The 18,698-nt window shown below is 67.3% G+C and carries 24 protein-coding genes and 1 pseudogene; 10 read left to right on the plus strand and 15 right to left on the minus strand.

All coding sequences use genetic code 11. The features are described 5' to 3' along the window. Nucleotides 1-6 precede the first annotated feature (6 nt). From N416_RS21425 to N416_RS0107675, 3 genes and pseudogenes are all read right to left on the minus strand, one after another. Nucleotides 7-1,468 (minus strand): annotated as a pseudogene (locus N416_RS21425) (aminotransferase class I/II-fold pyridoxal phosphate-dependent enzyme). An 18-nt stretch (nt 1,469-1,486) separates the two neighbouring features. After that, a complete protein-coding gene (locus N416_RS0107670; RefSeq protein ID WP_024441530.1) occupies nt 1,487-1,834 on the minus strand; it encodes a hypothetical protein in 348 nt (115 codons plus the stop codon). Continuing rightward, complete coding sequence (locus N416_RS0107675; protein WP_024441531.1) at nt 1,834-2,403, minus strand: type 1 glutamine amidotransferase domain-containing protein; 570 nt, start codon at nt 2,401-2,403, stop codon at nt 1,834-1,836. The genes N416_RS0107670 and N416_RS0107675 overlap by 1 nt, the downstream gene beginning before the upstream one ends. Nucleotides 2,404-2,517: 114 nt before the next feature. Between N416_RS0107675 and N416_RS0107680 the strand changes: the two genes are divergently transcribed. Next, nucleotides 2,518-3,549 carry a hypothetical protein gene (locus N416_RS0107680; protein WP_024441532.1) on the plus strand — a complete coding sequence of 344 codons (1,032 nt, stop codon included), beginning with the start codon at nt 2,518-2,520 and terminating at the stop codon, nt 3,547-3,549. Next, nucleotides 3,546-3,833, plus strand: a complete 288-nt coding sequence (locus N416_RS0107685) for a hypothetical protein (RefSeq protein WP_024441533.1) — start codon at nt 3,546-3,548, stop codon at nt 3,831-3,833. Before N416_RS0107680 ends, N416_RS0107685 begins: the two co-directional genes overlap by 4 nt. A gap of 69 nt (nt 3,834-3,902) precedes the next feature. Here N416_RS0107685 and N416_RS0107690 read toward each other — a convergent pair whose 3' ends face one another. The 5 genes from N416_RS0107690 to N416_RS24350 are packed head-to-tail and all read right to left on the minus strand — an operon-like array spanning nt 3,903 to nt 7,116. Beyond that, the gene (locus N416_RS0107690) at nt 3,903-4,169 is read right to left on the minus strand and encodes a hypothetical protein (RefSeq protein ID WP_024441534.1); all 267 of its coding nucleotides are present in this window, start codon (nt 4,167-4,169) and stop codon (nt 3,903-3,905) included. A gap of 1 nt (nt 4,170) precedes the next feature. Further along, nucleotides 4,171-5,661: a molybdopterin-dependent oxidoreductase gene (locus N416_RS0107695; protein ID WP_024441535.1), complete on the minus strand. Its 1,491-nt coding sequence runs from the start codon at nt 5,659-5,661 to the stop codon at nt 4,171-4,173. After that, nucleotides 5,658-6,086, minus strand: a complete 429-nt coding sequence (locus N416_RS0107700; RefSeq protein ID WP_024441536.1) for a hypothetical protein — start codon at nt 6,084-6,086, stop codon at nt 5,658-5,660. The genes N416_RS0107695 and N416_RS0107700 overlap by 4 nt, the downstream gene beginning before the upstream one ends. Before the next feature lie 7 nt (nt 6,087-6,093). Then, nucleotides 6,094-6,618, minus strand: a complete 525-nt coding sequence (locus tag N416_RS21430) for a DUF1360 domain-containing protein (RefSeq protein WP_024441537.1) — start codon at nt 6,616-6,618, stop codon at nt 6,094-6,096. 3 nt (nt 6,619-6,621) lie between these two features. After that, nucleotides 6,622-7,116 carry a hemophore-related protein gene (locus N416_RS24350; RefSeq protein WP_369797579.1) on the minus strand — a complete coding sequence of 165 codons (495 nt, stop codon included), beginning with the start codon at nt 7,114-7,116 and terminating at the stop codon, nt 6,622-6,624. Nucleotides 7,117-7,220: 104 nt separating this feature from the next. On the opposite strand from N416_RS24350, the gene N416_RS0107715 reads away from it, so the two are divergent. Beyond that, complete coding sequence (locus N416_RS0107715; protein WP_024441539.1) at nt 7,221-7,868, plus strand: cutinase family protein; 648 nt, start codon at nt 7,221-7,223, stop codon at nt 7,866-7,868. A 99-nt stretch (nt 7,869-7,967) separates the two neighbouring features. Continuing rightward, nucleotides 7,968-9,740 (plus strand): glycoside hydrolase family 15 protein, encoded by a 1,773-nt coding sequence (locus N416_RS0107720; RefSeq protein ID WP_024441540.1) that lies wholly within the window; start codon nt 7,968-7,970, stop codon nt 9,738-9,740. On the opposite strand, the gene N416_RS0107725 is transcribed toward N416_RS0107720, so the two are convergent. Beyond that, nucleotides 9,730-10,908, minus strand: a complete 1,179-nt coding sequence (locus N416_RS0107725; RefSeq protein ID WP_024441541.1) for a Zn-dependent alcohol dehydrogenase — start codon at nt 10,906-10,908, stop codon at nt 9,730-9,732. The genes N416_RS0107720 and N416_RS0107725 overlap by 11 nt on opposite strands. Before the next feature lie 154 nt (nt 10,909-11,062). Here N416_RS0107725 and N416_RS0107730 point away from each other — a divergent pair, with 154 nt between their 5' ends. Both N416_RS0107730 and N416_RS23490 read left to right on the plus strand, forming a co-directional pair. Next, nucleotides 11,063-11,953 (plus strand): manganese catalase family protein, encoded by an 891-nt coding sequence (locus N416_RS0107730; RefSeq protein WP_024441542.1) that lies wholly within the window; start codon nt 11,063-11,065, stop codon nt 11,951-11,953. 42 nt (nt 11,954-11,995) lie between these two features. Beyond that, entirely contained in the window at nt 11,996-12,148 is a 153-nt protein-coding gene (locus N416_RS23490) for a hypothetical protein (RefSeq protein WP_164517840.1), read from the plus strand. Nucleotides 12,149-12,171: 23 nt separating this feature from the next. On the opposite strand, the gene N416_RS0107735 is transcribed toward N416_RS23490, so the two are convergent. Continuing rightward, a complete protein-coding gene (locus N416_RS0107735; protein WP_024441543.1) occupies nt 12,172-12,756 on the minus strand; it encodes a hemerythrin domain-containing protein in 585 nt (194 codons plus the stop codon). A 130-nt stretch (nt 12,757-12,886) separates the two neighbouring features. Here N416_RS0107735 and N416_RS0107740 point away from each other — a divergent pair, with 130 nt between their 5' ends. After that, nucleotides 12,887-14,392, plus strand: a complete 1,506-nt coding sequence (locus tag N416_RS0107740) for an FAD-dependent oxidoreductase (RefSeq protein WP_024441544.1) — start codon at nt 12,887-12,889, stop codon at nt 14,390-14,392. A 20-nt stretch (nt 14,393-14,412) separates the two neighbouring features. Here N416_RS0107740 and N416_RS0107745 read toward each other — a convergent pair whose 3' ends face one another. The 4 genes from N416_RS0107745 to N416_RS0107760 all read right to left on the minus strand — a co-directional run bounded on the left by N416_RS0107745 (nt 14,413) and on the right by N416_RS0107760 (nt 16,740). After that, nucleotides 14,413-15,201, minus strand: coding sequence for an RNA polymerase sigma factor SigF (locus tag N416_RS0107745; RefSeq protein ID WP_024441545.1), 789 nt, complete (start codon nt 15,199-15,201; stop codon nt 14,413-14,415). Then, nucleotides 15,198-15,635, minus strand: a complete 438-nt coding sequence (locus N416_RS0107750) for an anti-sigma factor (protein WP_024441546.1) — start codon at nt 15,633-15,635, stop codon at nt 15,198-15,200. Before N416_RS0107750 ends, N416_RS0107745 begins: the two co-directional genes overlap by 4 nt. 247 nt (nt 15,636-15,882) lie before the next feature. After that, the gene (gene usfY / locus N416_RS0107755; protein WP_024441547.1) at nt 15,883-16,194 is read right to left on the minus strand and encodes a protein UsfY; all 312 of its coding nucleotides are present in this window, start codon (nt 16,192-16,194) and stop codon (nt 15,883-15,885) included. A gap of 165 nt (nt 16,195-16,359) precedes the next feature. Beyond that, on the minus strand, nt 16,360-16,740 hold the full coding sequence (locus tag N416_RS0107760) for a hypothetical protein (protein ID WP_024441548.1): 381 nt from the start codon (nt 16,738-16,740) through the stop codon (nt 16,360-16,362). A gap of 148 nt (nt 16,741-16,888) precedes the next feature. Between N416_RS0107760 and N416_RS0107765 the strand changes: the two genes are divergently transcribed. The 3 genes from N416_RS0107765 to N416_RS0107775 all read left to right on the plus strand — a co-directional run bounded on the left by N416_RS0107765 (nt 16,889) and on the right by N416_RS0107775 (nt 18,270). Continuing rightward, on the plus strand, nt 16,889-17,128 hold the full coding sequence (locus N416_RS0107765; protein WP_024441549.1) for a CsbD family protein: 240 nt from the start codon (nt 16,889-16,891) through the stop codon (nt 17,126-17,128). Nucleotides 17,129-17,257: 129 nt separating this feature from the next. Continuing rightward, the gene (locus N416_RS0107770; protein ID WP_024441550.1) at nt 17,258-17,932 is read left to right on the plus strand and encodes a winged helix-turn-helix domain-containing protein; all 675 of its coding nucleotides are present in this window, start codon (nt 17,258-17,260) and stop codon (nt 17,930-17,932) included. A 14-nt stretch (nt 17,933-17,946) separates the two neighbouring features. Next, nucleotides 17,947-18,270: a hypothetical protein gene (locus N416_RS0107775; RefSeq protein ID WP_024441551.1), complete on the plus strand. Its 324-nt coding sequence runs from the start codon at nt 17,947-17,949 to the stop codon at nt 18,268-18,270. 31 nt (nt 18,271-18,301) lie between these two features. On the opposite strand, the gene N416_RS0107780 is transcribed toward N416_RS0107775, so the two are convergent. Beyond that, nucleotides 18,302-18,697, minus strand: coding sequence for a hypothetical protein (locus N416_RS0107780; protein WP_024441552.1), 396 nt, complete (start codon nt 18,695-18,697; stop codon nt 18,302-18,304). Nucleotide 18,698: the final 1 nt, after the last annotated feature.

The raw sequence follows: 18,698 nt of genomic DNA on the forward strand, positions 1-18,698 counted from the left end.
CGGGCCTTATGCCACCACCCGGATGTGTTCCAACGACGAATCGGCGGCGTCGGGCAATGTCATCCCGGCCGTCAGCCCGGACCGCAGATAGTCGATGACCGCGCTGTTGAGGCGCTCGCCGGGCACCACCGCCGGCACGCCGGGCGGGTACGGCGTGATCTGTTCGGCCGCGATACGTCCGGCGGCCTGCGACGCGGCGACCATCTCGGTGGGGCCGAAGAACGCGTCGCGGGGTAGCTGCACGGTCTCCAGTTGAATCTCTTGCGGCGAAGGCAGACGGATCGGCGGCGGTGGTTCGAAAGCAGTTGCGGCGCTGCGCCAACCGGTGAGCGCATCAAGCAGCCGGTCGGTGGTTCCGCGGTCATCGGCAAAGGACAGGGTGGCCAGGATGCGCCGGTGATCGGCCAAACCCACATCGAGGCAGCGTTGTTCGCGCAGCCAGTCGCGGGCTTGATAGCCCGACGTCCCGGTCGCCGACACATCCACCAGCACCTGCAGCCGATCCAGATCGTGGGATGCCTCCGTGCCCAACAGGACGTCCTCGAGCACCTCGACATCGGGAATCTCCGCGATACGCCGGCGCACGTCACGCGCCCGCTTGCACGCGGCGTCCAGCAGTTCGTGGCCGTGCCGCACCATCTGGCGCCGCCAACCGTCCAGCGCCGCGTAGATCGGCACACTGGGGCTGGTGGTCATCAACAGATCCGCGCATGCCGTCAGTCTTGCCCGATCGATGAGATCACCCTGGAGGTGGTAGACGGAGCCCTGCTCGAATCCGGCGCCCATCTTGTGCACGCTGACCACGCAAACGTCCGCACCGGCGTCCATCGCCCAGGTCGGCAGGTCCTCGTGAAAAGGCAGGTGCGCTCCCCAGGCTTCGTCGACGATCAGCGGTTTGCCGCGCTGATGACAGATCTCGGCGATGGCAGCCAGGTCCGCGCAAGTGCCGTACGGCGAGGGACTGACGATCAGCGCGCCCGCGGCATCGGGATTCTCCTCCCAGGCACCGGCGACCCGTTCGGGTAACGGCGGGTGGCACAGATGCCGTTCGGCGTCCCAGCGCGGCGTGATCCAGCGCGGCTGGATTCCGGAGAAGATCAGCCCGCCAACAATCGATTTGTGGCTGTCACGAGGCAGCAGCAGACCCCCGGAAGCTCCCCCGGCGACCGCCATCATGGCCGCGCGAACCGACAGTGAACTGCCGCAGGTGGAGAAGAACGCCGTTTCGGCACCGACCGCGTCGGCCATCAACTGCTCGGCGTCGGTCAGAACGTTCCCGCGCGCCTCCCAGTCGTCCAAACCGCCAGCGGGCGAGCACGTCGGCGCGAAAGAGATCGCGCCCCAACGTGTCGCGCACCGACTGGTCGGCACCCCGGCCCTGGCGGTGTCCCGGCGGGCTGAAGCCGTACCGATCCTTGCGTTGGTAATCGGCCAGGGCTTCCAGCACAGGTGCTCGGCGCTGATCCATCGGCGGGCCGCCTGCCCGTCAGCGCCGGAAGGCGATCATCAGCGCCAACAGATCGATCCCCAAAAGCGCCCACCCGGCCACCGGCACCAGGAACCCGCGCCGGCGGCCCGCCGTGACGAACGAAGCCAGGATGGTCAGTGCGGCGATGGCCGGAGCGCCGTAGTACAGCAGGCCGAAGACCACGCCGCTGGGCCCCAGGTCGGGGCAGTCGGCGGTGCTGCAGGCGGCGGTACTCATCACCGCACCCATTGCGACCACCATCACCAACGCGGCTCCCGCGGCGGTCAAGAGCGCCGACACCCAGTTGACCCAGAGCCGCGCACGACGGTTGTCGGTCTTGACCGGCACCGGCATCGGCTCTGCCATCACAGCGTCGCCCCGCGTACCGCGAGCTCCTCCACCAGGGCATCGCAAAAGGCCGGCAGGTCATCGGGTTTACGGCTCGACAACAGGATCGACGGCCCGCAGTCGCAGCGCACCAACTCCTCATCGACCCAATCGCCGCCCGCATTGATGATGTCGGTACGCACACTCGGCCACGAGGTGATGCGCCGGCCGGCAACAACACCGGCTTCCACCAGCGTCCACGGACCGTGGCAGATAACAGCGACCGGTTTACCGGCCTCGAAGAATTCCCGGACGAACGACACCGCGCGTTCATCGGTGCGCAACTGGTCAGGGTTGGCCACCCCGCCCGGCAGGACCAGCGCATCGAAGTCGTCCGCCGAGACATCCTTGACTTGTCGATCGACGCCGAATTTGTCGGCAGGATCCAGATGGTTGAAGGCCTGAACGGGCCCCTCGGCTGTCGACACCAGCATGGGATGTGCACCGGCTTCCGCCGTGGCACGCCACGGTTCAGTCAGCTCTACCTGTTCGACGCCCTCGGGCGCCACCAGAAACGCGACCCGTCGTCCTTCCAGCGATCCGGACATGACCTCTCCTTTCCATGCTGCGGACAGCGCGCCCAACACCGACCGGCATACCCGGCCCCCCTGGCCCACAAACGAAGCGGTGTAGGAGTGCGCGTGTGGGGGTACCCGGCGGTCATGAATTGGCGGGCCGAGTTCGGGACGGCAGTGGTCGGCATACTGGCGTGTGCCGGCTGCGCAGCACCGGGCTCGCAGAGCGCACCGCCAGCCGTTTCAGTGCAGGTGCAGATGCCGCTACACGCACCGGTGTGGTCCTATGCGACTGGGGCGCTGCTCGCCCTCACCGACGACGGGCGAGTGGCGGCAGTCGATCACCCCGCCAACCCCGACACGGTGGAAACCCGGTGGTCGGATCCACTGGACGCCGGACGAAACATGCAAATCAGTCGCGCCGATGATCGGACCGTGTTCGTGCCGCAGCCGGCGCGCAACCGAGTAGCAGAGGTCGAGTTGACCGGCCTGCGCCAAGTCGGCGACATCGACGCCGGGCCCGCTCCCGCCTACCTGTCCGAAGATGCCGGGATGCGGGTGCTGCTCGCGTTGTCCGCCGACGGCGCGACGGTGACCCCGGTGGACGAGTTGGGTCTACGGAAGCTGCCGAGCGCGCAGGTGTCGGCGGGCGGCACCGGTGTGATCGACGGCGCCAATCGCGGCCGCGCGATCGAATTCCACGTTTACGGCCCCGACGGCGTCTCCTACTTCAAGGGGCCGTCCTCACCACCGGAGCCGCGCGGCCACTACGACACAACCGTTTTCGCCGCCGCGGGTGACGGTACGGCGGCCGGCCGGGTGTATCTGGCAGACGTCCGGCGCGACACGCTGTACGCCGTCGAGGCCTCACGCGGCGGGGACGGCTTGGAACAGATCGGCCGGACTCCGGTCTCCTCGCCGATCCGCTACCTCGGCTCCGACGACACCCGGGTGTATGCCGCCACCGACACCGGCGTAGCGGTCTTCGAGTCGGCAGCCTTCACCGGCTATCCCCACGCCAGCATCCCGGTGCTGCGCGTCATTGACTACCGGGCCGGTCTACCGTCCGGGCCGGCCCGGTCCGCCCCTCTGTCCGGCATGGCGATCGGCCCTGACCGGATATATCTGACCCTGCGGGGCCAGCCGGTCGTGGCCAGCGTCGCCAAACCGCGGCTATGAGCACCATCGACATCGACGATGACGTCGCGGTGCTCACCGAGCAGCTGCGCGCGCTTCAGGATCTGGGGCAGCACAGCGAAATCGACGACGAACAGGTCTACGACCTGAGCATCCGGTGGGGCACCGCGATGGCCGGGCGGCTTCGCCGACTAGTGTATTGCCACAGCCGTGGTCTGCTCGACGACGACGCCGAGCGCCGCTTTGCGCTGGTCTGCGAGGAGCTACGCGATGTGGCGGATCTGGTGAAGCGATTCGATCTGGCCCGCCCCGACCTACCCCGCTGAATGACTTTGCGCCCACGGCGCAGGAGTGCGACTTCACCCCGCCGTGGGCGCAGGGCCGACGCCGGGCAGCTAGCCGAGGAATTCCTGGTATCGCAGCCGAATCGCGGCTCGCGGTTGCGGGCAGGAGGGGTTACGGCAGGTCAGCGCAATGAGGTAGGCGTCATGCTCTTCATCGAGGAACAGGAAACCCAGGTACAGCGCGCGCCCCACCGCGAAGTCGGTTCCACCACAGCCCGCACAGTGCCCGCCACGCACCATGACCAGTTCCGATACCCGATCACGGGCGGCCTGGCCCACCTCGATCAGTTCCGGGCGGGCCTCTTCCAGTGCTGTCATGTCAGATCTCCCCGTCCATGCCGTAGTAGACCTTGTCCTCGCGCCAGCCACCGCGTCCCTTCCCGATGTGGGCGTAGTCGTCGACGAACTCGATCTGATTGATCCACTTGACCATTTTGAAGCCGACCTGGGTCTCGGCTCGTAGCCGCAACGGCGCACCGTGCTTGATCGGCAGCGGCTTTCCGTTCATCGCGTACGCCAGCAGCATCTGCGGCTTATGGGCCAGTTGGAGATCGAAGACCTCGTAGAACTGGCCCCCGCCCTCCGCGCTCGGCTCGTCGGTGCTGTTGTCCTGCATGCTCATAAAGCAGATATAGCGGGCCTGCGGCATCGGCCGCACCAGATCGACCAGGGCGCCCAGCGGAAGACCGGTCCATTCGCCGATGGATGTCCAGCCCTGCACACAATTGTGCAGCACCCGCTGGGTCTGCGGCTCCGCCAGGGCGCGCAGTGCGGTCAGATCCAGTGTCACCGGTCGCTCTACCAATCCCCCGACCCGCAGGCGCCAGTCGACGAAGTTGTGCACCGCCATCACCTTGTAGTGCTCGGAGGTCGGCGGCTTGCCGTTGACCCGGTGCTCGGCGGACAACATTCGCGCCGGGTAGTTCTGCCGGGAGTCCAAGCGGCGCAACAGGCCCTTGCGCGGCACGGCGATCAGGGCCCCGAGCACGCGGCGCACCGACGGCGGGTTGCGCCGACTCCAGACCGTCGCCGCGACGTGGATGGCGACGATCGCCGCCACGATGAGCAACGACAGCGCGGTCGCCAGATACACGTTGCGGACCGACCCGAAGATCATCAAGGCGGTCAGTCGGCCCCAGCCCCAGAAGAACAGCATCGACAGGTGGATCGCGATGAACACCATAAACGCCGCCAGGCCGAGGAAATGCAGGCTGCGGGCGGCCTGCCGGCCGCCGAACATCCGCACGTATCGCGGGAACCGTGCCTCGATCGCCGGTGACTGCGCGGCACCGGTGAGTATCTGAAATGGCGCCAGGCCGAAGATCACACCGGCGTAGGTCAGCTTCTGAATGGCGTCCAGCGGTTCGCCCGGCAACAGCGGCGGCAGGTTGAAACTGGCGTAGGTGACGATGTCGTTCCACGCCTCGGAGAAGATCGACCAGGAATACGGCCAGTACCGGTGCCACTGCCCGGTCACGAAAAGCAGGATGTAATAAGACACTCCGACCAGAATCCAGCCGATGACCGCGGCGAAGTGCCAGTGCCGGCCCATCCCCAGCTCTTTGTGGCCGGGCAGTGCGATCAGCGGGTGGTAGTCCTCCTCCTCGTCCAGGGTGTCGTAAAGCCGGTCGGTGGGCATCGTCTTGCGGGTGAACCGGGCCCATTCCGTTCCGGGCGCGCTGTCGGCGTGCCAGTACAGCTTCGGATGGGTGGACAGAATCTCGATGCCGCTACGCAACAGCAGCGTCAGGAATAAGACGTTGAGCCAGTGGTCGATTCGTAACCAGGCCGGGAAGTCGAGCGTCATCAGTCGTACCAGTCTGTGCGCTGCCCGAACGCCACGTTGACCCCGGACAGCACCGTCAGATACAGCCCCAGGAAGCCCCCGGCGCATGCCAACGCGAGGTTTCCTGGGGCCAGGTCCCAGCGCCCTGTCAGCGCCGGCAGGCCCGGCAGGCTCACCAGGCGGCTGATCGGATAGCCGATCACGAATGCGGTGCACAGGGCGCCGCCGGCCCACCATCCCACGGTCGGCACGATGTCGTTGATGTCGATCCAGGTGAGGCCGGTGGTGACGAGGCAGCCGGCGATCAGCGCGACGCAGTAGGCCTGGAAATAGCCGGGAGCACCGATGGCGGTGGCCAACAGGTAGGCGTGTACACCCGCCATGCCCAGCAGCGCGGCGTCAGCGGCCAGCGTGACAGTGCGCGGCAGGTTGAACGCGATGCTTCTCATTGCGGGTCTACCCTGCAAACTTCGATCCGGCCGCCGACTTCCCGGCATTGCAGGGCCGGCTGGCGTCCGGTGGCCGGCCCGCGCAGCAGCGCACCGTCGCAGACGTCGAAGCGTGAGCCATCGCACGCGCCACCCACATGTCCAGGCAGAACGGGCAGGTCAACAGCTCCCCCAGGCTGTGACGCCACCCGCTGGAGTGTCTGGTCTGCTCCATCACCTCGGCGGGGCCGCCGGTGCCGGTGTACTCGGTGAAGGGCGCGCGTAGCGGGCTGGTCACCGCATCCTTGGCTAACGTGCGAGACAGCTTGTGGGTCCCCAGCGTCACCGTCAGCAGGTCGGCGGCCGACCAGCCCGGCGGCAGGCGGCGGCCGGTGGCCGCGGCGGCCACGGTTACCGCCGCGACCAACCCGCCATAGACCAGCAGCACCATCACGTATCCCCCCAGCGGACGCGGGTTGTCGCCGCGGTACGCGTCGGCCTCCCGCTTGGCCGCGTCCGCAAGGGTGCTGCCGGCCCCGGTCGATTGAGTCACCGCTCAGTACTTGTCACAAGTCTTGGCGATGGGCCCGACGAGGTTGACGTACTGCGCCGCCTCCGGCACCGCCTGGGCCTGCTCAAGCATCTGCTCACGCTGCGGCGGCGGTGAGGCGAGGAAGTTCTGCAGAAACGACTGCGCCATCGGTGCCGCATTGAATTGTGCTGCGGCATCAGGTGATTGAGCATTCATTGCCGCTACCACCTGGGAATAGCTGCATGTCGTGTTCACCGCAGGGTTCTGCGACCATTGGCTTGGCTGGCCCGGTTGGCCCGGTTGGACCGGCTGTCCGGGTTGGGCCGGTTGAGTCGGCTGCCCCGGCTGGGCCGGCTGGGTCGGCTGGGTCGGCGCGGCGTTTGCCAGTCCGGTGCCGCTCGCCAACGCCAGCGCCATGCCGCCGGCGGCGGCAAGCCTGGTCAAAGACGTTGTGATCATTGGATTCTCCCCTTCAATCCTGCAATTCATGTTTGCCACATGTTCCGTCGACGACGGCACCGAACTAGGCTTGCCGTTTTCGCCCGGGCTAAACCACGGTTTGCCCCTCGGTTGTATTGGGTATCGAACGAATTGCTGTGATTACTCGGATTCTCACCGTGGCGATGCTGTCTGGCTGGACGCTGTTGTCTTCGCCGGCCGGCGGCGAAGCGGTCGCCGCCGGCTGCCCGGACGTCCAGGTGGTGTTCGCGCGCGGCACCGGCGAACCGCCTGGCGTCGGATGGATAGGCCAGCAGTTCATCGACGCACTGCGGTGGCGCACCTGGGGTCGCCAAGTCGACGTCTACCCGGTCAACTTTCCGGCCGTACCCGATTTCGGCCCGTCCGCCGCCGGAGTCACCGACGCGGCCGGCCACATCCGCGACATGGCAGCGGGTTGTCCGAGTACCCAGCTGGTCCTTGGCGGGTACTCGCGTGGCGCTGCGCTGATCGGGTACGTCACCGAACCGACGGCCGGTGGGCTCGCGGACCCACTGCCGCCCGAGGCGGCGGACCACGTCGCCGCCGTGGCGCTGCTGGGAAGGCCGTCGGAGGCCTTCCTGAACTCCATCGGTGCGCCACCGGTGACGGTGGGGCCGGGCTACGCGGCCAAGACGATCGATCTGTGCGCGCTCGGCGATCCGGTCTGCTCGGCGGGCGGCGATGGCGCGGCCCACGCGGCATACGCGGCTAACGGCATGACAGCGCAAGCGGCCGACTTCGTCGTCGAGCACCTGGTGCAGCCGGGAAGCAATCCAGGTCAGTCGCTTTGACCGTCAAGCCGGGCCGCGCGGCGCGCCGGCCCTGGCGGGCACCGCAACCTGCATGACCATCGGTGACTAGCCGCCCCCGGCAGCGGGTATGCCCCGGCCATGGACGAGGGATCTCCGCTGCTCGAACATTTCCCGCCGCAGGTATTGCGCCAGTATGCGTTGATCGCAGACGGTGAGCGCGGGATCCTGGTCGGGCCACGAGGCGACTTCTGCTGGATGTGCCTGCCCCGATGGGACAGTCCGGCCGTGTTCAGTTCGCTCCTCGGTGGGCCGGGGGTCTATGCCGTCACCCCGGAGTTGCGCTACGTCTGGGGCGGCCGATACGAGGAGCGATCGCTGATCTGGCGTTCTCGCTGGGTCACCACCGATGGGATCGTGGAATGCCGCGAGGCCCTGGCCTTCCCCGGGGACATGCACACGGCCGTGGTGTTACGCCGCATCCAGGCACTCGACCGGCCGATGCGAATGCAGGTCGCGCTCGACGTTCGCGCCGAGTTCGGCGCCACCGCGATGTCGGAACTGTCCTGCGAAGGGGGGCTCTGGACCGGGCGGTCGGGGCCGCACCGTTTCCGGTGGACGGGCGGCGCCGAGGCCCGTCGCGCCGCCGACGGGTCGCTGCGCATGGTGCTCGACGTCGCGCCCGGACGCGATCACGACCTGGTGCTGGAGTTGTCCGATCGCGAACTGCCGGCGCAACCGGTGAGCGCAGACCTGGCCTGGGACGGCACCGAAAACGCCTGGCAACAAGCTGTTCCGGAGATCACCGGCACCCTGGCCGACGTCGATGCGCAACTCTCCTATGCGGTATTGCGGGGCTTGACCAGCACTGGCGGCGGAATGGTCGCGGCCGCCACGATGTCGCTGCCGGAGCGGGCCAGTGAAGGGCGCAACTACGACTATCGCTACTGCTGGATTCGCGACCAGTGTTACACCGGACAGGCGATCGCCGCCGCGGGCCCGCACCCGCTGCTCGACGACGCCGTCCGGTTCGTCACCGAGCGCGTCCTAGACGACGGACCTGACCTGCGACCGGCCTACTGCGTCGACGCCACGATGGCGCCGCCGGAACACGATCTGCCACTGCCCGGCTACCCGGGCGCGGTCGTCAAAACCGGCAATTGGGTCGGCGACCAGTTCCAGCTCGACAACTTCGGCGAGGCACTGCTGCTGCTGGCCGCCGCAGGACGCCTGGACCGGCTCGACAGCACCCATTGGCGTGCGGTGCACGTCTTGGTGGACGCAATCGAAAAGCGTTGCGCCGAGCCAGACGCCGGAATCTGGGAACTGGACGACCAACGCTGGGCCCACTCCCGGCTGATGTGCGCCGCCGGACTGCGCCGAATAGCCGGCGTGGCGTCATTGGCCGAAGGTGCCCGCTGGCAGCAGCTGGCCGACAAGCTGGTCAGCGATACCAGCACGGACTGCCTGCACCGCGACGGCAGGTGGCAACGCGCGCCGCAGGATTCCGGAGTCGACGCGGCCCTGCTGCTTCCGGCCCTACGCGGAGCCGTCCCTGCCGACGATGCCCGCACCCTGGCGACGCTGGCCGCGGTGCGCGACGAGCTCACCCAGGATGGCTTCGTCTACCGCTACCGGCCCGACCAGCGCGGCCTCGGGGAGGCCGAAGGGGCGTTCCTGTTGTGCAACTTCGTGATGGCGCTGGCAGATCATCAGCAGGGCAACAACCTTGCCGCACTGCAGTGGTTCGAACGGGGCCGTACCGCGTGCGGCCCGTCCGGACTGCTCGCCGAGGAGTATGACGTCGGGCAACGTCAGTTGCGCGGCAACCTGCCGCAGGCGTTCGCGCACGCCTTGCTGTTCGAGTCCGCGCACGTGTTGGGCAACTCCATCACGGCTCATCTCATGGCTTGAGCACGACCTTCACCGCGCCGTCGCGTTTCTCCTGAAACATCTGGTAAGCCTGTGGCGCCTGCTCCAGTGGCAGTTCGTGGGTAGCGAAGGTGTCGACACCCAACGGGTCGTCGTCGGTCAACAGCGGCATCAGCGCGTCCACGCGCGGCTTGACGTTGGCCTGCCCCATCCGCACCGTGATCTGCTTGTCGAACAAGGTGAACATCGGCAACGGGTCGAGTTTGCCGCCATACACACCGACGATCGAGAGGGTGCCGCCGCGGCGCACAATATCGATCGCGGCGTACAGCGCGGCGAGCCGGTCGATACCGGCCTTGTTGATCAACGGTCCGGCCACGGCGTCCGGCAGCAGCGAGCTGAGCTGCTGCACGGCCTTGGCGCCGGCGGAGCCGTGCGCCTCCATACCGACAGCATCGATCACCGCATCGGTGCCGCGGCCGTCCGTGCGGTCACGAATCACCTCACCGATATCGGATACCTCACTCAGGTCGACGATTTCGATCCCCCGCCTTGCCAGCCGGCCCAGCCGCTCAGGCACCAGATCCACGCCGATCACCCGGGCCCCCTGATGGGTGGCGATGCGGGCCGCCATGTCGCCGATCGGTCCGAGTCCCAGCACCGTCACGGAGCCGCCGTCGGGTATCGCCGCGTAGTCAACCGCCTGCATCGCGGTCGGCAGCACATCGGACAGATACACGAAACGCGAATCCGGCGGCCCGTCGGGAACTTTGATGTGGGTGTATTGCGCCTGCGGCACGCGCAGGTACTGTGCCTGCGCGCCCGGAACCTGCCCGTAGAGCTTGGAGTAACCGAACAGGGCAGCGCCGGTGTCCTGCTCGCGGACCCGGGTGGTGTCGCATTGGGTCGGCAGACCGCGTTTGCACATGCAGCAATGCCCACAGGCGATCTGAAACGGGATGACCACCCGGTCACCGGGTTTGAGATTGCTGACCTCACCACCGACCTCGGTCACGATGCCGATCGGCTCATGGCCCAGGATGTCGCCGGGATCCATGAACGGACCGAGCACCTCATAGAGATGCAGATCCGACCCGCAGATGTTGGTCGTCGTCACTTCGATGACGGCGTCGGTCGGCTTCTCGATCACCGGGTCGGGGACCGTGTCGACCTGTACTTTGCGCTTGCCCTGCCATGTGACTGCCCGCATCGGGTCGCCTCCGTCGTATCGCGCGAACACCGACGGGCTACCCGCCCGCAGCGCGGCGCAAACACGCGTCGACTGGGTCCGAGTCGCACGTTTAGCCGGGGTGCCCACGGGTACGCAGCCGTCATCGATTCAGCACCGCTATTAGGGAGCCAACATGTTCGTGCACAACAAGGAGATGCAGTTCGAGGTCCGGGTCGAACGGCCCGATCCACGGTTCGCCAACCTGTTGCAGGAGCAGTTCGGTGGTGAGAACGGTGAGCTCAAGGCGGCGATGCAATACTTCACCCAGGCGTTCCTGCTGCGTCGCAAAAACCCGAAGATGTATGACCTGTTCATGGATATCGCCACCGAGGAGCTCAGCCACCTTGAGATGGTCGGCTCGCTGATCACCATGCTGCTCGACGGCCTCAACGACGATCTGAAGAACGCCAACGAGCGCTGCGATTGGATGCCCGCGGTGGCCGGCCGCGACGGTCGCGAGCAGATCATCCACCAGGTTGCGCTCAATCCGCTGCACTTCGTGGAGACCGGCGGCGGCCCGCACGTCAGCAATGCAATGGGCACACCCTTCACCGGGGCGTACATCAACGCCAATGGCGACCCGTCGGTGGACCTGCGCAGCAACCTCGGGGCCGAATCACGGGCCAAGGTGGTCTACGAATACCTCAAGCAGTTCACCGATGACCCCGGCGTTCAGGACACTCTGACCTTCCTGATGACCCGTGAGGTCACCCACTTCCAGCAATTCACCGCCGCGCTCAACGAGCTGCCGGTCAACTTCCCGCCCGGCCAGGCGCCCGGCGACGAGCGCTTTCAGAACGTGGCATTCAACATGTCCGAAGGCGAGACCAGCCGGGGACCGTGGAACCAAGGCCAGGGCCCGTGGCCCAATGGCATGGAGTGGGACTACGTCAAGCGCCCGTCCCGGGATTGGCTCGGTGGTTCTGTACGGAAAAACCTTGGGCCGCAGGATAACCCGGAGGGCAGTCCCGCTGTGCACGCCGACAAGCCCTTCGCGCACCAACAGCACACCGCCACCGCGTAGCCCAGCCTGCCGGCGTCGCGGCCGCACATGGGAGCCACATCTATGACATACCGTCCTGACGAACAGCCCAAGAACAAGACGTCCTCGGAGAGCACCGTCGATCGCCTCGAGAAGAAGGTCGCCGAAGAATACGGAACCGAATCCAGGGCACGCGAAACGCCCAAACGTGGCGTCCCGGACGAGCCGCCCGATTAGGCGCCCTCGTCAGCTCTTAGGCGTCAACTCTTAGGCGCATCGGGCGGATTGTCCGCCACCCGCCCGCTCAACTGGTCGCGCAGATGGTCGACAACGGCAGCGGCCATTCCCACGGTGTTCTGAGCCAAGCCGCCCGACGGGGCATTGGGATGTGGCCGGGTCGCCGCGATCTTCTTGGCGGTTTGCAGCTTGTCACCCAGCTGCTCAAGATCGTCTGCACTGACCGCCCCTCTGAACCGCGGCCACACCACATTCTCTTCGTAACTGATGTGCTCCCTTGCCACCGTGACGAATTCGCTCAGCGCCCGGTGATACTCGAGCTCACCCGGCTGACCGTCCTCAAGCTCCTGCAGCAGCACCTTGCCCGCTTCCTCCTGGGCGATGGCGTGGTCCGCCAAATCATCGCCATCTTCGAGGGCCGCGCGGACCGCCGGCCAGAACAGCTGTTCCTCGATGGACTCGTGCTGGGACTCGGCGATCACCAAGTTGGTGACCATGGTCGCCAACCCGCTCTGCTGCGCCCCGTCGCCCTGCGGCGCGCCGTCGAGTACCTGCAACATGCCCAACACGCTCTCGTGGTCGGCGCGAAGAAAGCTCAATGCGTCCACGGGTTTCCTCCCCTCGCTGGCGGGTCCGGATCCGAACCCGCCTGGTCGCATACCCGCCGGGATGGGACCGAAACCCGCGCTCCTTGGCACCCGCACGTTTCACCACCGCCTCGCGGGGTACTGATCGACCATGACCTCGTTGTGGCTCGCCGACCGGATCGAGACATCACCGGCTTCGGGCACCGCCGAAGATGTGCCCGGTGTCGCCGACGTGGTGGTGGCGGGCGCCGGTATCACCGGTTTGATGACCGCGGTGCTGCTGGCGCGCGCCGGCCGCCACGTGCTGGTGCTGGAGGCCAGGACGGTCGGAGCCTGCGCGACCGGCAACACCACCGCCAAGATCAGCCTGCTGCAGGGCACCCAGCTGTCGACGATCTCGGCGAAACAGGGCAAAAGCCTGGCCGCTGCCTACCTGGACGGCAACCGCGCCGGACAGGACTGGCTGCTGTCGTTCTGCGCGGCTGCCGGGGTGCCGATCCAGCGGGAGGACGCTTACAGTTTCGCCCAGTCCGAGCGTGGGGTGGCGGCGGCGCGGGCCGAGTTCGAGGCCTGCCGCGCATTGGGTCTGCCGGCGACATGGGAGGCGCACGCTGACGTACCGTTCGACTACCACGGCGGTGTCCGCCTGATCGCACAGGCACAGTTCGACCCCATGCCGTTCCTCGATGCGCTGCGCGCCGAGCTGCTCGCCCACGGTGGCCAACTTCTGGAACACACCCGGGTACAGCAGGTTTCGAGCAACCGTCACGGAGTTCGACTCGAAGTCGACGGCCCGCACAGGCGCGCCGAACTGCAGGCCACTCAACTGGTGCTGGCCACCGGAATCCCGATCCTGGACCGCGGCGGATACTTTGCCCGCGTCAAACCCAGCCGGTCATACTGCATGGCGTTCGACGTGCCCGGCGAGGTCACCCGCCCCATGATGATCTCCACCGATTCGCCGACCCGGTCGCTGCGCTACGCCCCGGTCAACGGCTCGGAACTGCTCCTGGTCGGCGGGGCGGGCCACACCGTCGGCCGCGAAAAGCACCCGACGGATGCGCTGGCCGAACTCGAGTCGTGGGCGGTCCGGCATTACCCGGGCGCCATCCGCACGCACCTGTGGTCCGCGCAGGACTACGCACCCGTCGATGAGCTGCCCTACGTCGGCCCCATTCTTCCGGAGAACGAAACCATCTACGTGGCAACCGGGTTCAACAAATGGGGCATGACCAACGGGGCGGCCGCCGCGCTGGCGTTGTCGGGCCGACTGCTCGGCAAACGACCGAAGTGGGACCGAGCGTTCGCCAGCTGGAGAACCAGCGAGCTACGCGGCCTGCCGACGGCCCTGGCAGCCAATCTCTCGGTCGGCCTCAATCTGGCGAAGGGCTGGATCACGCCGACGGCCCACATCGGCCAGCAATGCCTGGGCACCGACTCGGGCGTGGTCAGCGGACCCCCGTGGCGACTGCAGGCCAAGTGCCGGGTGGACGGCGTTGAACACCGCCTCTCCCCGGTCTGCCCCCACCTGGGTGGCATCGTCACCTGGAACGACGCCGACCGGGCCTGGGAGTGCCCGCTGCACGGGTCGCGCTTCGCTCCCGACGGGACCCTGCTGGAAGGCCCGGCCACCCGCGGCCTGACCGCCGGCAGCTGAGCAGCCGCCGACGAGCAGGCCTATTGCAGCTGATCGCGCAGCTTAGCCAGCGATTTGGCCAGCAGGCGCGACACGTGCATCTGCGAAATGCCGACCCGCTCGGCGATCTGGGTCTGGGTCATCGATTCGAAGAACCGCAGCACCAGCACCGTGCGTTCGCGCTCCGGCAGGGCATCCAGCAAGGGCCGCAACGCCTCCCGATCCTCGATGCGGTCCATCCGGGCGTCGACGTCGCCGAGGGTGTCGGCGATCGAGCGGACGTCGTCCTCGTCCGAGCTGCCGCCGCCGTCGATCGACAGCGTGTTGTACGAGCTGCCCGCGACCAGTCCTTCGACCACCTCGTCGCGGCTCAACTCAAGCTCGCCCGCCAGCTCGGAGGGGGTCGGCGCCCGCCCCAGGCGTTGCGACAGCTCAGCTGTGGCGACGCCCAACCGAAGATGCAGCTCTTTGAGCCGGCGGGGCACTTTGACCGACCAGCTGTTGTCGCGGAAGTGCCGGCGGACCTCGCCCATGATCGTCGGAACCGCGAACGAGACGAAATCCGAGCCGGTTTCGACGTCGAAGCGCGTCACGGCGTTGACCAGACCCACCCGCGCTACTTGAACCAGGTCGTCCCGCAGCTCTCCGCGCCCCTCGAACCGGCGAGCGATGTGGTCCGCCAGCGGCAGACACCGTTCCACGATCTTGTCTTTGCGGTTCCGGAAGTCGGGCGAGTCGGCGTCATATTGGGCGAGCTCGCGAAACATGTCGCCGACGTCGGCGTATTCCGATCCGGACTGTGAGCCGCTGCCGGCGGCACGCGGGCTCACCGCCCGGAGTCCGCCCGGCGGGTTGTCAACGTGACACCGAATACCTCACCCGCACCGTTGGAGTCGTGCCCGTCCCGGAATGCCTCGACGTCATCGACCAGCGAGGTGAGCACGTGCCAGCTGAAGCTTCCCGGGGTCAGTACGCCGGCCCCGTCACCGGCTGCCGACGCCTGGACCGTCACATGGTCGTCGTGTGGGTCGATGACGACAGACAGCATCGCGCCGGGGGCGGCGCTCCGGATCAGCTGGGTGCACAGCTCGTCGATCGCCAGCCGCAGATCAGCGACGGTGTCGACGTCAAGATCCTCGTAGGTGGCGATCGCACCGACCAGCATGCGCACCACCGCCAGACTTTCCAGCCTGGGCTTTACCCGCAGTTCGACGGCCCGTTCACTGCAAGAACGCTGAGTCCGGTCACTGTCAATGTCGGTCATGAGGCCTCCCGGCGAAATCGGACCGAGACTACTGCTGCGTGTCAATCGACTGCTCACCACCCTCGCCTGCAGGCACCCTCGCGTATTCCGCCTTCAGCCGACATCGTCAGCACCCAACGCCGGCTGCCCGGAGATCAGTCATGGGATGTCTGTACCCGATCACCGGGGAACTCAATCATCGATTTCGCACATCGGCCACAGCGCGGACCGGCCGGAATACCGGCCGGGCCGACTTGACCCCCTCGGGTTAACTCGTGGAGGGCTGCTGACGCAGCTCGGCGTGCGCCAAGTGCCACTGGTGGTTCACCCTGCCGATCCGGCGATGCTCGAGCAGCAGCCACACCGTGCCCAGCGCGGCGGCGAGCACCGCGATGACCGCGACCTCCACACCCTGCCGGTCGTGTCCGGTCCCGAATGCGGCGAGGCAACCGATACCGGCCACCATGCCCACCACCAGCAGGGAGTAGCCCGGCCAACCCAAGACGTCGATCATGGCGCGGCCCGCGTGGGGCCGCGTCGTCCGGACATGGTCGACGGGGTCATGAAACGTGTCGCCCATTGCAATTCCTCCTCCTGGACAGCAACCCGGAGCCGCCCCAGAAGTCAACCCGTGTGACGTGACCCGTCCGCGACCCGAAACTATCGTATGCCGATACATTGGGCGGCGCCCGGTTTGCAGGATGTTCACAGTCATGCAACAGCGATGCCGATGCCAATGCTCGGATCAGTCCACCCCCATGATCGGCACCGCGCTGACCAGCAAGACGACCAGCATCAACGTCAATAGGAACCATCCGGCGCCCTGCCAGCCCCACCAGGTACCCCGCGCGCGCCACACCCGGTAGGTGCGCACAAACGCACGCAACCCACCGGCGGCCAGAATCACCGGGGCGCCGACGGCGAGAACGGTCCGGTAGGGCCGTCCGCACCCCGCCGTGACCGAGTGCGGTTCGCAGGTGCCCACCCACAGCACCGCTATCACGACAAACGCCAGCGCGGTGGCGGTGATCATTCCGGCGAATCGAGCGGCCGCGCGGACCTCCTGGTCCTCCTGGCCCAGTCGGTCGCCACCGGGCGTGGAGCGCGGCGGTGTGCGCGGTGTCACATCTCCTACCGTCCGCGCTGATCAACTCTGCGTCAAGGCGATTCATTCGCCTGGGTCCACGTTTGGGCGCACGGCTGCCCGGGAAGCCTTGCCGTTGTGGCGGGCCTCTACACCGCGGGGGCTGTCACAGAATACGAAGGGAGCACCTATGTCGGACGACAAGAACAGCGCTACCGAGGACGGCATCCGCGGCGCCGTGGAGGGCGTCAAGGGCAAGGCCAAGGAAGCACTAGGGGCCGTGACCGGCAACGACGAGCTGGCCCGCGAGGGCCGGGCGCAGCAGGACAAGGGCGAAGCGCAGCGCGACGCCGCCAAACACCAAGCCGAGGCCGAATCGGCCCGGGCGGGTGCCAAGGCAGCCGAGGCGCGCGAGCAGTCGCACCAGTAGCCCGAGGGGAAGGCAGGCCCGGTCCGCCTGGCGGGCCGGGCCTGTCGCCGCGTGAAGGGGTTACTTCTTGGGTGCAGCGGGTAGTAAAAGCCTTGAGGCTGCATAGCATCCATGGGTTGGAGCCAGGCGATGGAGATCGTGTTACTGACCGACCGCGACGAATTCGCGGGGTCACTGTCGGGGTTGGCTGTCTTCGGGCATTCGATCGTCCGCAGGCCGCTGACCGTCACCGCGCGAGCCGACTGCCGTGACGCGAAAGCCGTACTGGTGGACGGCTGTGTTGATGTGACGGCAGCGCGGGAGAGCTGTCGCAAACTCGGAGCCTGGGCGCCGTCGGCCGCCGTCTTGGCCGTCGTCGCCGCCGACGACTTCCCGTCAGTCGGCCTCGACTGGCACGTCGACGATGTCCTGATCGCGACCGCGGGTTCAGCCGAGGCGAGCGCGCGGCTGCGCCTGGCATTGGCCCGTCGGCGCGAACCCGCCTCTAACGCGGTGCATTTCGGCGCCTTGGTCATCCACCCGGACAGTTTCAACGCGTCACTGTCGAATCGCGATCTCGACCTCACGCTCACCGAATTCAAACTGCTCAGCTACCTGGTACAGCACGCCGGCCAAGCATTCACCCGGGCCCGGCTGCTGCGCGAGATATGGGGCGGCGAGGGCGGCCGTCGCAAAGTCGACGTTCACGTGCAGCGGTTGCGCGCCAAGCTCGGCGCCGACCACGAGTCGATCATCGACACGGTCCGTGGCGTCGGATACATGGCGCCGGAACTGCCCCAGCCGCAATGGGCCATCGCCAACTGAGAGAGCCAGACACCATGACAGAGCAACCCGATTCCGATTCAGCGGCCACCGACACCACCGGCGACGACACGCTGCCGCCGAGCGAGGCCACCGACTCCGACGAGCTGCGCGACGACGACGGCGACGCAACCGTCGGTCCACCGGACGCCTGGCAAGCCGCCGACAGCGAGACCGCGCACGAGTCGTTGGACGCCAAACTGGCTGCCGAGCAACCCGATGTGGCCGGTCCTGACCACGATCCCGACGAAGCTGACGAAGCGGTAGGGGGCGGTCGACACCGAGCGCAGGTGTCCGGCACCCCCGAAGACGGCGACTCGTTCTTCACCGTCGAGGAGTGAACTCGGTAGTGGTTTTCGCAGGCCGGATCCGTCAGAACATCACAACCAAAGCGGCCAAGTCGGCCAGCAACAGCGTCCACCCGCACGCCCAGACCACCATCCCGCGGGGATGCGTCGCCAGGAAGAAGGCGAGGAACAGCGTCAGCGCCGCTACGCCGGCCGCTCCGTGATACAGCACGCCGAACAGCGAGCCGTTCACCTTCAGGTCCGGGCACGCCGCCCTGTTACACAGCGCGGTGCCGGACACCCTGGCCAGCGCGAACGCCATCAGCAGTGCGGCGGCCGGTGCGGTCAGCAGCGACAGCGCCCAGTTCACCCACGTCCAATCGCGGGGTGGCGCCTCGGGCGGCGCGGCGCCTGCCGCGCGCGGGTGTGCATCGGCGAAGATCGGCCGGACCGCCGTCGCACCGTCATCCAGAATGATCATC

It is taken from the genome of Mycobacterium sp. UM_WGJ, from assembly GCF_000455125.1.
Taxonomy (GTDB): Bacteria; Actinomycetota; Actinomycetes; order Mycobacteriales; family Mycobacteriaceae; genus Mycobacterium.

Bases quoted from the DNA above. Each gene is read 5' to 3' on its own strand.
- N416_RS0107680 (WP_024441532.1), top strand. From the start codon at position 2,518: ATGAATTGGCGGGCCGAGTTCGGGACGGCAGTGGTCGGCATACTGGCG.
- N416_RS0107700 (WP_024441536.1), bottom strand. From the start codon at position 6,086: ATGAGAAGCATCGCGTTCAACCTGCCGCGCACTGTCACGCTGGCCGCT.
- N416_RS0107730 (WP_024441542.1), top strand. From the start codon at position 11,063: ATGTTCGTGCACAACAAGGAGATGCAGTTCGAGGTCCGGGTCGAACGG.
- N416_RS0107765 (WP_024441549.1), top strand. From the start codon at position 16,889: ATGTCGGACGACAAGAACAGCGCTACCGAGGACGGCATCCGCGGCGCC.
- N416_RS0107780 (WP_024441552.1), bottom strand. From the start codon at position 18,697: ATGATCATTCTGGATGACGGTGCGACGGCGGTCCGGCCGATCTTCGCC.
- N416_RS0107675 (WP_024441531.1), bottom strand. From the start codon at position 2,403: ATGTCCGGATCGCTGGAAGGACGACGGGTCGCGTTTCTGGTGGCGCCC.
- N416_RS0107750 (WP_024441546.1), bottom strand. From the start codon at position 15,635: ATGACCGACATTGACAGTGACCGGACTCAGCGTTCTTGCAGTGAACGG.
- N416_RS0107770 (WP_024441550.1), top strand. From the start codon at position 17,258: ATGGAGATCGTGTTACTGACCGACCGCGACGAATTCGCGGGGTCACTG.
- N416_RS0107775 (WP_024441551.1), top strand. From the start codon at position 17,947: ATGACAGAGCAACCCGATTCCGATTCAGCGGCCACCGACACCACCGGC.
- N416_RS0107740 (WP_024441544.1), top strand. From the start codon at position 12,887: ATGACCTCGTTGTGGCTCGCCGACCGGATCGAGACATCACCGGCTTCG.
- N416_RS0107725 (WP_024441541.1), bottom strand. From the start codon at position 10,908: ATGCGGGCAGTCACATGGCAGGGCAAGCGCAAAGTACAGGTCGACACG.
- N416_RS23490 (WP_164517840.1), top strand. From the start codon at position 11,996: ATGACATACCGTCCTGACGAACAGCCCAAGAACAAGACGTCCTCGGAG.
- N416_RS0107715 (WP_024441539.1), top strand. From the start codon at position 7,221: ATGCTGTCTGGCTGGACGCTGTTGTCTTCGCCGGCCGGCGGCGAAGCG.
- N416_RS0107670 (WP_024441530.1), bottom strand. From the start codon at position 1,834: ATGGCAGAGCCGATGCCGGTGCCGGTCAAGACCGACAACCGTCGTGCG.
- usfY (WP_024441547.1), bottom strand. From the start codon at position 16,194: ATGGGCGACACGTTTCATGACCCCGTCGACCATGTCCGGACGACGCGG.
- N416_RS0107685 (WP_024441533.1), top strand. From the start codon at position 3,546: ATGAGCACCATCGACATCGACGATGACGTCGCGGTGCTCACCGAGCAG.
- N416_RS0107690 (WP_024441534.1), bottom strand. From the start codon at position 4,169: ATGACAGCACTGGAAGAGGCCCGCCCGGAACTGATCGAGGTGGGCCAG.
- N416_RS0107720 (WP_024441540.1), top strand. From the start codon at position 7,968: ATGGACGAGGGATCTCCGCTGCTCGAACATTTCCCGCCGCAGGTATTG.